This is a genomic window from Aeromonas sp. FDAARGOS 1407 (genome assembly GCF_019048725.1).
Classification (GTDB): Bacteria; Pseudomonadota; Gammaproteobacteria; order Enterobacterales; family Aeromonadaceae; genus Aeromonas; species Aeromonas enteropelogenes.
Window position 1 is genome coordinate 953,733 of the sequence record NZ_CP077399.1, and the last position, 12,644, is coordinate 966,376.

At 56.9% G+C, this 12,644-nt stretch carries 10 protein-coding genes; 4 read left to right on the plus strand and 6 right to left on the minus strand.

Going from position 1 to position 12,644, the window contains the following annotated elements; translation table 11 throughout:
• Positions 1–64: 64 nt before the first annotated feature.
• Together I6L37_RS04540 and I6L37_RS04545 are read right to left on the minus strand one after the other, a co-directional pair.
• Positions 65–472, minus strand: coding sequence for a hypothetical protein (locus I6L37_RS04540; protein WP_026457318.1), 408 nt, complete (start codon positions 470–472; stop codon positions 65–67).
• Between the two features lie 381 nt (positions 473–853).
• Complete coding sequence (locus tag I6L37_RS04545; protein WP_216993379.1) at positions 854–1,801, minus strand: transposase; 948 nt, start codon at positions 1,799–1,801, stop codon at positions 854–856.
• A gap of 410 nt (positions 1,802–2,211) precedes the next feature.
• Between I6L37_RS04545 and I6L37_RS04550 the strand changes: the two genes are divergently transcribed.
• Positions 2,212–3,216: a substrate-binding domain-containing protein gene (locus tag I6L37_RS04550; protein WP_199416329.1), complete on the plus strand. Its 1,005-nt coding sequence runs from the start codon at positions 2,212–2,214 to the stop codon at positions 3,214–3,216.
• 64 nt (positions 3,217–3,280) lie between these two features.
• Here the strand turns inward: I6L37_RS04550 and I6L37_RS04555 are convergent, their stop codons facing one another.
• Both I6L37_RS04555 and I6L37_RS04560 read right to left on the minus strand, forming a co-directional pair.
• On the minus strand, positions 3,281–4,600 hold the full coding sequence (locus tag I6L37_RS04555; protein ID WP_199416328.1) for a 6-phospho-alpha-glucosidase: 1,320 nt from the start codon (positions 4,598–4,600) through the stop codon (positions 3,281–3,283).
• The gene (locus tag I6L37_RS04560; protein WP_216994122.1) at positions 4,597–6,192 is read right to left on the minus strand and encodes an alpha-glucoside-specific PTS transporter subunit IIBC; all 1,596 of its coding nucleotides are present in this window, start codon (positions 6,190–6,192) and stop codon (positions 4,597–4,599) included. The genes I6L37_RS04555 and I6L37_RS04560 overlap by 4 nt, the downstream gene beginning before the upstream one ends.
• Positions 6,193–6,474: 282 nt before the next feature.
• Here I6L37_RS04560 and I6L37_RS04565 point away from each other — a divergent pair, with 282 nt between their 5' ends.
• On the plus strand, positions 6,475–7,182 hold the full coding sequence (locus tag I6L37_RS04565) for a GntR family transcriptional regulator (RefSeq protein ID WP_216993380.1): 708 nt from the start codon (positions 6,475–6,477) through the stop codon (positions 7,180–7,182).
• Between the two features lie 156 nt (positions 7,183–7,338).
• Positions 7,339–8,556 carry a 4Fe-4S binding protein gene (locus I6L37_RS04570; RefSeq protein WP_199416945.1) on the plus strand — a complete coding sequence of 406 codons (1,218 nt, stop codon included), beginning with the start codon at positions 7,339–7,341 and terminating at the stop codon, positions 8,554–8,556.
• Positions 8,557–8,680: 124 nt separating this feature from the next.
• Here the strand turns inward: I6L37_RS04570 and I6L37_RS04575 are convergent, their stop codons facing one another.
• Positions 8,681–9,445: an EAL domain-containing protein gene (locus tag I6L37_RS04575; RefSeq protein WP_199416946.1), complete on the minus strand. Its 765-nt coding sequence runs from the start codon at positions 9,443–9,445 to the stop codon at positions 8,681–8,683.
• Positions 9,446–9,597: 152 nt separating this feature from the next.
• Between I6L37_RS04575 and I6L37_RS04580 the strand changes: the two genes are divergently transcribed.
• A complete protein-coding gene (locus I6L37_RS04580) occupies positions 9,598–10,503 on the plus strand; it encodes a hypothetical protein (protein ID WP_216993381.1) in 906 nt (301 codons plus the stop codon).
• A 64-nt stretch (positions 10,504–10,567) separates the two neighbouring features.
• Here the strand turns inward: I6L37_RS04580 and glyS are convergent, their stop codons facing one another.
• The gene (glyS, locus tag I6L37_RS04585; RefSeq protein WP_005339462.1) at positions 10,568–12,637 is read right to left on the minus strand and encodes a glycine--tRNA ligase subunit beta; all 2,070 of its coding nucleotides are present in this window, start codon (positions 12,635–12,637) and stop codon (positions 10,568–10,570) included.
• Positions 12,638–12,644: the final 7 nt, after the last annotated feature.

Below are 12,644 nucleotides of genomic sequence, written 5' to 3' on the forward strand. Positions count from 1 at the left end.
ACATGGAAAGAGAAAAACGGCGCCTGCGGGCGCCGTTTTTTATGTCTTAAGCACAGCAGGCCGGTTACTGGATGCTGACTGACAGGGTGTGGGGCACCTGCTCGCCGCGGCGGGCGGAGGCGCGCATCTGATAGACCTGGATCAGGTATTTGCCCGAGGTGGGCAGGGTCGATTGCCACTGACCATTGCCATCATTGCGACCCAGCGCCTCGGCCTGACCCGGGATGGCACCGGGAGCGAAGACATTGAAGTTGGCGTTGCTGCTGCCGCCGATCTTGACCGTCATGGTCTGGCCCGCCTTGGCAACCAGGGTGTAGTGGATGGTGTTGTAACCGGAGAAGTTGCCTTTTACCTGGGCGCTGTGGGCTCCCTTGGCAAACTGCACCGGTACCGTAGTGATTTTGTCGGCGGCCTGCACCCCGGCGGCGGCCATGGTGACGGCCAGCAGGGCGGCCTGGATTGCTCGTTTCATCGTTGCACCTCGTGAAGGGGCCCTGTCACCCAGGCAGAGCCGCCCTGACAAGATATGACCAAATCGGCGAGCTGCCTATACGCGCCGCAGCGGTTCTCGCTTTGTTTTGGTTTTGTTTTGGGACACCCACCTATGGAAGATATTGGATTCCTGTTTCGGGACATCCACCTTGGGGGAAAATGAATAACCAGAAGAGGCGCGTTTGCAGGTTGGCTGATTTGAGGGTCGCTGAGCATGGAACATCATCGGGGAGAGCGGCGACAGATAGGATCGATTGGTTGAAATACGGGAAAGGGCTACTCGGCGGCAAGGGGTTATTGTGCCTCGGTGCGGGCACGAGGCTGGTGTCAGAAGTTCATCAAGGTGTACACCAAGCTGATGTCATAAATGGGGTTGGTAACATCGGGTCTGGCCGCAATGCTCGGCATAACGTTGGCAGCAGATTCTGTCACCTATCGCTCGGATGCCGTGGCGTCGAAACAGAGTGACCTGTCCCAACCATTGCTCCTCATGCATGCTCAGGCGTTGCAAGACGGGGGCAAGATGATGCGGAATATGGCCACGCTTATCCAGGCGGAGCGAGCGCCCTGTCCAGTCCACCAGGGTCAGGTAGTCGGCAAAACTGCAGGGAAGGACTTCATTGCCTTCCTTGGCAAAAGGCAACAGCAATGGGGTCGGATTGACTGGATCCGTTGTCTGTTCAATCCGTTGCTGTATGCTGGTGAAATGGCTCTCTTCCGGTGTAGTGGCAATGCCGGCCCGAATGGGGTTGAGGTCAACATAGGTCATGCAGGCCAGTAGTGCCGATTCGGTGAGCAGGGCTTGGCTCTTGAAGCGTCCCTCCCAGAAGTGCCCCTTGCAACAGTCTTCCTTATTGGCCTGGCGGGCCAGCGCCTCATTCAGCAGGCGCACCAGCCAGCTGATGGAATAGAGGCGCTCCCGCCACTGGGCTATCAGCTGGTGCACCACGTCCAGCTCGGGCTCTATCAGTTCATCACCCTGATACCAGCGCCTTACCAGCAAGGGCCACTGAAACAGGCGAGCCCAGCGCTCTGCCACCTCCCGCTCGCTCCACTCATTGGCAATATCGGCCTGCACCTTGAGCACGAGATGATAGTGGTTGCTCATCACGGCATAGGCGCAGATGCCGATGGCAAAGACTTGCGACAGCTGGCCCAGCTTGTCGGCAACCCATTGGCGCCTGTGTTCGTAGCTTTGGCCGGAGTGCTCATCCTGACCGCAGAGAAAGGCCCGCCGTACACAGCGGCTGACCACATGGTAATAGGGTGTATCGGCGAGGCTGATCTGGCGTGAACGGGCGATGGTCATGGCAACTTCCTCGGCAGTGATGTATCAAGCCAAGCAGCCAGTCATGTCGTTGTCAAAGAGGTGGGTGTCCCAGCTTTTGCTATAACAAGATGTTAAAGATACTAACCGGAGCAGGCGCGAGAGGGGTTTTGTGAAACTAACACGCAGTTTATTGCTGTTTATTGGAGTTTAATGTCGCTGTGATGGTGCAACATACAGTTAACAAATTGTCATGGTGACAATTTCCAGAGTAAAAAACTGACGATATTTCATTCTGCGTCCGCTCTCATTTTGACCAAAATCCGTTTGCGCAAAAAGAAATGACCGCATAGATTAGCCAGCATTGATAATTCACTGGCTGCGCCCGTTAAAACCAAGCCTTTATTCGGGAAATCTGCTACTGTTCCGCCTTTGTTATTCAGGAGACAGAGATGGCAACTATCAAGGATGTCGCCTCGCGCGCAGGCGTATCCATCTCCACCGTCTCACATGTACTCAATCACACCCGTCGGGTCAGCGAAGACGCAACCCAGAAAGTGCTTGAGGCGGTGGCAGAGCTGAACTACGCGCCCAACTCGGTGGCGCGCAGTCTCAAGATCAATTCGACCAAGACCATTGGCATGCTGGTGACCACCAGTGCCAACCCCTTCTTCGCGGAAGTGGTACAGGGGGTGGAAGCCTACTGCTTCGAGCAGGGTTACAGCCTGATCCTGTGCAACACCGAGAACCAGCCGCCCCGCCAGCAGCACTATCTGCGCATACTGATGGAAAAGCGGGTCGACGGCCTGCTGGTGCTGGGGACCGATATCGACACCCAGTTCAGGGACATGCTGCGTATCCACAAAAACGTGCCGCAAGTGGTGCTGGACTGGGGCAACGAGTGCGATTTCGCCAACGTCATCAACGACAACGCCCGCATCGGCGCCCGCATGGCCGTACGCCATCTGCTGGAGCTGGGGCACCGCGACATCGTCTGCATCACTGGCCAGCTCTCCAAGCCGACCACCCAGCAGCGACTGGATGGGGTACGTGATGCGCTGGGCGAACACGGTCTGACCCTCAAAGATGAACAGGTCTTTGAAGGGGACTACGAGAGCCAGAGCGGCTTCGATGCCATGCAGCGCATCTTGGCCCTGCAGCCTCGTCCGACCGCGGTCTTTGCCTTCGATGATCCCATGGCGATCGGCGCGATTTGCGCTGCCTGGGAAGCGGGAGTCAAGGTGCCGGACGATATCTCCATCATCGGCTACGACGATGTGGAGATGGCGCGCTTCTCCAGCCCGCCGCTGACCACCATCCGTCACCCGAAGGCGGAATTGGGCCAGCTGGCGGTGAAGCATCTGGTCAGCCGGATCCGCAACAAGGAGCTGGAAGTGGAATCGATGACGGTACAGCCGGAGCTGATCGTCCGTCGCTCGGTCAAACCGTTGCGTTAATCCACACCCGTTGCCAACACGAAAAACCCCCTCTGTCACGAGGGGGTTTTTGTTTATGGGCGGTTTATTTCAGTTCCGGCCAGTAGGCTTGGTTGGCCTCTATCAAGTCATCGAGAATGGACTTGGCCACCGATGCACTGGGCACTGTCTTGGAGAGGGTGATGGCTTGCCACAGTTTCTGGTAAGAGTGCTCAACCCAGGCTTCGACCACCAGTTTCTCGACCGCGACCTGTTGGCCCATCATGCCCTGCTGGAACAGCGGGATGCTGCCCACCTGCAACGGCTCTGGCCCACTGCTGCCGACCAGGCAGGGGATCTCGACCATGGCTTCCGAGTCAAAGTTGGGGATGGCGCCGCGATTGGGAACGATCAGCAGCATCCGCTCCTGAGTGTTGAAGGCGATGGCGGTTGCCAGGTCAACGATATAGGAGGCGTGTTCATCGATCTCCAGCTCGCCCGCTGCTGAATTGCCTGCCTTGACGATGTCGCTACAGGCGGTGAAGACCTGCTTCTCGCGGTGCTCCATCACCTCGTTGGCGCGGGTGTGTTCCGGGTTGGAGTGGGCCACCACATAGTCCGGGTAGAGGTAGTACTTCAGATAGGTGTTGGGCAGGGTATCCGGGTCGAGCGCCCACACATCCTTTGCCTTGGCGAAGGTATCGTTCCAGCTTGCTTCGGCATGGCTGGCGCTATTGGGCACATAGCCGTGGCGGGCGACGTGCTCCTTGATCTTCGGCATCAGGTCGTTACCTTCCAGATCCTCGATGCGGGTCCACCAGCCAAAGTGGTTGAGGCCGTAATAGCGTACCCGCATCTCTTTGCGGGATTTGAGACCGGCAATCTGGGCCATGCGCCCCTCGATCCCGATCGGCATGTCGCAGATGTTGAGGATTTTGGCGTTGGGACGCAGGCGACGGGTCGCTTCGGCCACAATGGCGGCCGGGTTGGAGTAGTTGAGCATCCAGGCATTGGGTGAGTACTGCTCCATATAGTCGACCAGCTCCAGCACCCCGCCGATAGAGCGCATGCCGTAGGCGATACCGCCCGGGCCGCAGGTCTCCTGACCGACCACCCCATGACGCAGCGGGATCTTCTCGTCCAGCTCGCGCATCGGATATTTGCCAACCCGGATATGGGCCATGACAAAATCTACATCGCTAAATGCTGCTTTGGGGTCGGTGCCATAGCTGAAGGCGATCTCGGGAGCCTTCTCTTTCAGCAAGATTTTGCAGGCTTCGGCGATGATCTCCTGACGGGCACCATCGTTGTCGTAGAATTTGATCTCCTTGAGCGGGAAGCGATGCTGATTTTCCAGCAACATCAGAACGATACCTGGAGTAAAAGTGCTACCACCACCGGCAATGACTACAGAGAATTTTTTCATGATTTTGACTCCATTACTAAAGACGATTGTTGATGACTGTTGTTCATAATCGATTCCATATTTTCACGTACCTGAGGTACATGCAGACCGATAATTACCTGGATACTATCGCCATGGCGGACGACACCATGGGCCCCTAATTTAATAAACTCCTCATCTGCAGCGGCTAGCTTGCTGTTAACCAGAGATATTCTTAAGCGGGTGGCACAATTATTCAGACTGCGTATATTTTTGACTCCACCAAGCGCTTCGATAATTTGTGTTGCACTATCACTGCCCCGCTGGTTTTTGGCTGCCTGATAATCTGACTTGGAATAAAGCTTTATTTCACTGTCTTCCCGGCCAGGTGTTTTAAGATTGAGCCTGATAATCAGCGCGCGGAATATCAGGAACCAGATTACGGTAAAGACCAACCCGATAGCGATCTGGGTGAACATCATTCCCGCATGGTTGTGGAACATGGGTATCCAGTTCTGCGGCAGGAACTGGTCGAGCAGACCTCCACCCATGTTGCCGACCACGCCAAACAGGTACATCACAGTCGACATGGTGGCTGCCAGCAGGGCGTGGATGGCAAACAGCAGCGGCGAGATGAAGAGGAAGGTGAACTCCAGCGGCTCGGTGATACCGACCAGAATGGCGGTCAGGGTGGCCGGGATCAGCAGGCCTGCTACCTTGGCCTTGTTCTCTTTGGCTGCTGTGGCGTAGATGGCTAGAGCAATCCCCATGGCACCGAAAATCTTCGAGTTGCCATGCAGGGCAAAACCACCCTGAGGGAACTGCTCAATCAACGGGCGAGTGCTCTGGCTGAACTCCAGCATGTGCTGTGCCCAGTAGAGTTGAATGCCACCCTCCACTGCTGCAGGGCCGAAGATGAAGGGGCCGTAGATAAAGTGATGCAGGCCGGTCGGGATCAAAATTCGCTCGAGGAAGGTGTATACCCACACCCCGACCGGACCCGAGACCAGCATGAAATTCTGCAGGGAGGCGATGCCCATCTGTACTTTTGGCCAGCCAAGCAGGGTCAGCCAGGCGCAGGGGATCATCACGAAGAAGGCGACAATGGTGACAAAGGAGCTGCCCTGAAAGATGCCGAGAAAGACCGGCAGTTGGCGATCAAACAGACGGTTGTGCAGTGCCGTCACGATGCCGGAGATGACGATGGCCCCTATGATGCTGGTATCCAGGGTCTTGATCCCCGCTACCATGGCGAGGCCACTTTCCCCCCCCACATCCTGACTGAAGTCGACCCCGAAATAACTGCCCCAGGTCATGCCCATGGCGTTGATAAAATAGTTCCAGGTCATGAAGCTGACCAATACAGCCAGACAGGCTCTGGCTTGCGCCTTATTTGCCAGACCGATTGGCAGGCCAATCGCAAATATAAGCGGCATATTCCTGAATACTGTCCAGCCACCTTCTTCAATAATATGGATGATCTGGAAGAATAATCCTTGTGGGTTTGCCAGTGATTCACCGACAAACATCGGGTTTTTCAGCATAATTGCAATGCCTACTACCATACCTGCAAAAGGAAAAAGCAGTACAGGAGTGAACATTGCTCCGCCAAAACGTTGAATTTGACTGAGCATATATTGTCCCTTGGTTGAAATAGCTAATCGAATCCTTGCCGGTGTTGCCAGATGCAAATTAGCAACGATAAAAAGAGACCTCATGAAATATCTTGGAATAATGTGATCTGACGCATGCAGTTATTTAGACAAAGATGTCTAACTTTTGCGATATTGTTGTACCTCTTGGTTTCGTGATGTTCTTGCAGCTTTAGTTTAAATTTAAGTTATTGTTTTTATGCAATTTATCCACTTGCTTAAGAATAAGATGGTTGGCGTTGTGACCACAGGAGATGTCTAGCAGTGATCTATAAATCGGTGGCTGATCGACTCAGGATCAGGGTAAACGGTGCCGAGTGTCGGGTGGGAGATGTGTTGCCGGGCGAAAAAGCGCTGGCAGAACAGTATGGCGTCTCCCGCATGACCATCCGCAGAGCGGTAGATATGTTGATCGAGTGGGGATTGGTCGAGCGGCGCCACGGCAGCGGCACCTATGTGACGAAAAAGGATGTTCAGCATGAGACCAAAGGTCTGAGCGGGTTTACCGAACTGATGCGCGAGCAGGGGCGCACTTTGACCAGCCAGGTGTTGGAATTTCGCACCATGCCCGCGCCACCGGCCATCGCCAGTCAGCTGAGGGTTAAGGTGAATGAACCCGTCTATTACTCCAGCCGGATCCGCTCGGTGGATGGTCGGGCTCTGCTGCTGGAAGAGAGCTATATGCCGGTCAGACTGTTTCGCAATCTGTCGGTCGCCCATCTGGAAGGGTCCAAATTCGACTACATCGAACGGGAGTGCGGCATCGCGATTGCGGGTAACTATGAGTGCTTCAGTGCCGTGCTGGCGGATCGGGCTACTGCCGAGCTGCTCCATATCGAGCAGGGGGCCCCTATCCTGCGGCTCACCTCACTCTCATACAGCGAGAGCGGAGAGTTCCTCAACTACTCCATCATGTTCCGTAATGCCAACGACTATCGCGTTGACTACCACCTCCACCGTGCCCGCGGCTAGTGCCTGGCTGATGAGGCAGCGTGTCGTTGAAAGAGGGGAGAGCCTGCGAGGGAGGCATTGGCCATAACTCCTCCCTCGGCCCATGCAGATCAAAATAATTAACTCAAATGTTAGTTATCCTTGCTGCCGGATCCGGATGTAGGCAGTGGGGGATGCATGAGCGTGATTGAAGCGATAACCATGGTGGCCGGTATGGTTTATCTGGTGTTGTTGGCGTGGCAGGTGCGCACCGGCTGGCCGGGGCGTCTTGCGCTCGGCCTGCTGGGGCTGGTCTGGTTGCTGGCGGCCGACAGCCTGCTCTGGCTCGCACTGGGGACGGTCACCGCCGTGCTTGCCCTCCGGCATCAGAGGCGGCCGTTGCCCGTGTTCGGGGCGATCGACAGTCAGCAGTTGCGGGCAGGCCCTCGCCATCTGCTGCTGCTCTGCTGGGGGCTGGTCACAGTGCAATACAGCCTGCATATCTGGCAGTTGGGACAGGGGATGAGCCCCTGGCTGGTGCGCCCGGACGTGGTGGATGCCTTCCTGCCCATCGCCGGTGGCCTCGGGCTACGGGCCTGGTTCGCGCAGGGGCTGGTGGATCCCCACCATCCGGCGGCCACCGTCACCGTACTGGTGCTCTCCCTGTCGGCCCTGCTGCTGGGGCGGGCGTTCTGTGCCTGGTTCTGTCCGCTCGGGCTGGTGGGGGAATGGCTACATGGCCTGCGCCACCGGTTGCTGCCGGGGGAGTGGAGCCCGCCGCGCTGGTTGGATCTTGCCCTGCGCACCCAGAAATTTCTGGTGCTCGGCTTTCTGCTCTTCATCATCCTGCTGGCGGTGCCGGCTGCTGCCCTGCCCGGCTACTTCACCAGCCCCTACCATCAGGCGGCGGATATGAAGATGGGGGCTTTCTTCTTCAACCTGACCCTGATCTCGGGTCTGTGCCTCGGCTGGGTGTTGCTGCTTACCGCGACCTTTCGTCAGGGATTCTGCCGCTACCTTTGCCCCTATGGCGCCTGGCTCGCCCTGCTGGGGCTACTGACGCCGCTGCGCATTCGCCGCGACCCGGCCCGCTGCCTGCGAAGCCAGGGTCACGGCTGTGACAAGTGCAGCCGGGCCTGTCCATCGCGCATTGCGGTGCACCAGCTTATCGCGGTACGCAGCCTGGAGTGCACCGGCTGCCTGAGCTGCGTGGCCGCCTGCCCCAAGCGGGTCGAGGCCCTGCACCTTGGCAGCAAGGTGCATCGGCTCGCACCAAGCCGTTTGCTGGGGCTGCTCTGCCTGTTGCTGCTGGTGCTGCCGTTGCTCGCGTATGGCCTGCTGGAGATCTGGGTCAGCCAGACGCCGCTGGCGATACGGGCTCACCTGTTGCAACTGTTGCCACAGCTGACCCATTAACCGGGGAGGGTGACTGTGTAACCATGGCGCAAGGTCACAGGGTATGCACATGGACACCCTCGGGTGTCCGTTTTCTTATTCGGGTGGGAGTGGGCTGAGGGGGAGGCAGTGCAGACCGACTGGCTTACAGGCTGGCGAAATCCATCTCGGGCAGGGTTTCAAAGCCGGGGCGGGCGAACAGGTAGCCCTGCATCAGGTTGATGCCCATCTCCCGCAGGCAGGCCATCTCTTCGCGGGTCTCGATCCCCTCCGCCAGCGGGGTGATCTGCAACTCCGCAAACAGCGCCAGACAGTGGCGCACTATGGCTTGCCGGGTCGGGTCATGGTCGATGCCGCGCAGCAGGTGCATATCGAGCTTGACGATGTTGGGGTGAAAATCGGCCAGCAGGTTGAGACCCGAGTAACCGGCGCCAAAGTCATCGATTGCCGTCTTGAAGCCGAGGGCCTGATAGTGATCGACGATGCCGCGAAGATGCTGGCTATCCTGCACCTGCTCTACCTCGGTCAGCTCGAACATGATCTGCGCGATGGGGAAGTGGTGCTCGCGGGCCGCCTGCAGGGTGGTGCGGATGCAGCGCTCCGGGCGATAGACCGCATTGGGCAGAAAGTTGATGCTCAGCATCCCCTTCATCCCGAGTCGGGCGGCCAGCGCGATGGCCTTGATGCGGCAAAGCTGATCGAAACGGTAGCGGTTGTCGTCGTTGACCCGGGCAATCACGCTCTGCGCCGGTTCGTTGTTGATCCCCCGCACCAGCGCCTCGTAGCCGAAGACGGTGTGCTGGCTGCAATCGACGATGGGCTGAAAGGCCATGGTGAAGTCGAAGTCGAGATCGACCTGCTCCTGACACTGCTGGCAGATGGCGGGGGACGGGGCAGCAGGTATATCCATGACGTTCCTCTGATTGGCCGTGGCGGCGCTGGGCACTGTCTCAAATGATAACAGCTCATTGCCCCCTGTAGGTTCGATTAGCGCAGCGTAATCGGACGAACGAGAGGCTTTGGTTGCGGTTGTTGCCGTGAAGCCGGGGCGGCCAGCCGGAGTTGGAAATTCGGCTGGCGGTTATGGCGGGAGAGCCTATTTACGCGAACGTCCGATTACGCCTGACGGCTAATCGAACCTACCGAGGTGATAATTCTTCGCTAATTAAGCCTGTAGCTTTATTATTAGCATTGCTAAAATATGGAGCGAAGTCTATGGGAAAGCGAAATTTTATTATTGTGATGTTTTGTGTGTTGGTTTTGGTTAGTGCTCCGTTACTTCTCTACATCTATATATTTGCACCAATCTCACATTATTCATTATCTACATCTGATCAAGCGTGGTCGAATTTTGGTAGTTTTATTGGCGGCACAATAGGAACTATTTTTTCTTTTTTGACATTCCTTGGCGCTGCGTTTGCAGTTTACTATCAAAAGAAGCAATTAGATGTACAGAAAGCCACAATGAAATTAGAAGAAATTCTTAGTTTGCTTTCTAGGCATTCTGAACGATTAGATGTGTTAATTTATACTAGTCCACAGTTATACCCTCATCAATATATAGAACTAAATGAGCTTGACCCCAAAATGAAAGCTTATATAGAAGGTAGCTTTATTAGCATATTGGCAGCGTTGGGTACGTTATCACTGAGCAAGAAGTATAACAAAACGTTTAATGTGCCTGACTCAAATGTACCAGATGGTTTTATATCTGGCTTTTTACAACAAAGTGCCTCATTAATAAACGTTGAGTTAAATAGCTATGGCCATTTGTTATCTATATATAAAAATAGTGATGGTGATCATGAGCTTGTTGGTTTTTATGAAGGCAAGTATTCAGCGTTAATTTGTTGGTTGAATGTAGTTGGATTGCTCAATGCGCCATTAATTAATGATCATGTTGATTTTATTGTATTAGAGAATGTCCTCGTAGGTAATAATTTTAAAGATTATTCATCTTCTATTTAAAAGTTATTTTTATAAAAAACGGCGCCTCGCGGCGCCGTTTTTAATATCACTGACTCAACCAGAATCACTGCAGCAGGGAGATATCCGCGACTTGCAGGAACAGGTTGCGCAGGTTGTTCAGTAGCGCCAGACGGTTGGCCTTGAGGGCTTCGTCGTCGGCCATCACCATCACTTCGTTGAAGAAGGTGTCGACCGGCTCGCGCAGGGCGGCCAGACGGGTGAGGGCAGCCTGATAGTCACCGGCGGCGAACAGCGGGGCCAGTTCGGCTTGCAGTTCGGCAACCTGGGTAGCCAGCGCCTTCTCGGCGGCATCGACCAGCAGTTCCGGTTTGACGGCAGTCGGCAATTCGCCTTCGACCTTGGCCAGAATGTTGCTCACGCGCTTGTTGGCGGCAGCCAGAGCCAGTGCGGCATCCAGCGTGCGGAAGTGGCTGACGGCCTTGACGCGACGATCGAAGTCGAGCGGACGGGTCGGGCGGCGGGCCAGTACGGCCAGCACCACGTCGGCACCGATGCCTTCGTCCTGATAGGCGGCGCGGAAGCGGCCCAGCATAAAGTCGACCACGTCGGTAACGACGGTTTTGTTGGTCAGCTTGTCGCCGTAGACGCGTACCGCTTCTTCCACCAGTTCAACCAGATCCAGATCCAGCTGCTTCTCGGTCATGATGCGCAGGGCACCGATGGCGGCGCGACGCAGGGCGAACGGGTCCTTGTCACCCTTTGGCAGCATGCCGATGCCGAAGATTCCGGCCAGAGTGTCGAACTTGTCGGCCAGCGCGACGGCGCAGGCAACCAGACCGGACGGCAGGGCATCACCGGCAAAGCGCGGCATGTACTGCTCGTTGAGGGCCACGGCCACTGCTTCGTCTTCGCCATCGTGACGGGCGTAGTGCATCCCCATGACACCCTGGGTGTCGGTGAACTCGCCGACCATGTTGGTCATGAGATCACACTTGGAGAGCAGACCGGCGCGCTTGGCCTGAGCCACGTCGGCACCGATGCGCTCGGCGATAAAGCCGGCAACGGTCTCGATGCGCTCGACCTTGGCCTTGACGGTGCCCAGCTGTTGCTGGAACAGCACGGTTTCAAGGCGCGGCAGGCGGGAGGCCAGAGTCTGCTTGAGGTCGGTCTTGAAGAAGAACTCGGCGTCTGAGAGACGGGGGCGAACCACCTTCTCGTTGCCGCTGATGATCTGGCTCGGGTCTTTGGACTCGATGTTGGTGACGAAGATGAACTTCGGCAGCAGCTTGCCGTTCTTGTCGTAGACCGGGAAGTACTTCTGGTCGCCCTTCATGGTGTGCACCAGCGCCTCAGCCGGCACGGCCAGGAACTTCTCTTCGAAGTTGGCGGTCAGCACCACCGGCCACTCGACCAGTGCGGTCACTTCTTCCAGCAGGGCGTCGTCCAGATCGGCCACGCCACCGAAGGCGGCAGCGGCCGCTTCGACGTCAGCCTTGATCTTGGCCTTGCGCGCCATGAAGTCGGCAATCACCATGCCGCGCTCCTGCAGGATCTGCGGGTACTGGCTGGCGTTGTCGATGGTGAACTCGCTCTCGCCCATAAAGCGGTGACCGCGGATGGTGCGGGCAGAGTCGATACCCAGAATGTGGGCGGGAACCAGCTCGCCATCCAGCAGCAGGGTCACGGTGAAGACCGGACGCACGAACTGGATGGTCTTGTCGCCCCAGCGCATCATTTTCGGGATCGGCAGCTTGGCCAGTGCGGAGGCAACCAGTTCGCCTAGCAGATCGACGGCCGGACGGCCTTCGACCTTGGCGGTATGAACCAGCCACTCGCCCTTGTCGGTGACCAGACGCTCGGCCTGCTCAACGGTGATGCCGTTGCCACGGGCCCAGCCTTCGGCAGCCTTGGTCGGTTTGCCTTCGGCATCGAACGCCTGAGCCACGGCCGGGCCGCGCTTCTCGACGCTCTTGCTCGGCTGTTCGCCGGCCAGCTCGCTTACCTTCAGCGCCAGACGGCGCGGGGAGGCAAACCACTCGACGTCGCCGAAGGCCAGATCGGCCTTGGTCAGTTCGGCTTTGAAGTTGTCGGCAAAGGCTTCGGCCAGGGAGCGCAGGGCTTTGGGCGGCAGCTCAGCAGTACCGATCTCTACCAGAAATGTATGTTGTGCCATGTCCGTT

Coding starts and splice junctions, on each gene's coding strand:
- I6L37_RS04545 (WP_216993379.1), bottom strand. CDS start 1,801: ATGACCATCGCCCGTTCACGCCAGATCAGCCTCGCCGATACACCCTAT.
- I6L37_RS04560 (WP_216994122.1), bottom strand. CDS start 6,192: ATGCTCAGTCAAATTCAACGTTTTGGCGGAGCAATGTTCACTCCTGTA.
- I6L37_RS04575 (WP_199416946.1), bottom strand. CDS start 9,445: ATGGATATACCTGCTGCCCCGTCCCCCGCCATCTGCCAGCAGTGTCAG.
- I6L37_RS04550 (WP_199416329.1), top strand. CDS start 2,212: ATGGCAACTATCAAGGATGTCGCCTCGCGCGCAGGCGTATCCATCTCC.
- I6L37_RS04555 (WP_199416328.1), bottom strand. CDS start 4,600: ATGAAAAAATTCTCTGTAGTCATTGCCGGTGGTGGTAGCACTTTTACT.
- glyS (WP_005339462.1), bottom strand. CDS start 12,637: ATGGCACAACATACATTTCTGGTAGAGATCGGTACTGCTGAGCTGCCG.
- I6L37_RS04570 (WP_199416945.1), top strand. CDS start 7,339: ATGAGCGTGATTGAAGCGATAACCATGGTGGCCGGTATGGTTTATCTG.
- I6L37_RS04540 (WP_026457318.1), bottom strand. CDS start 472: ATGAAACGAGCAATCCAGGCCGCCCTGCTGGCCGTCACCATGGCCGCC.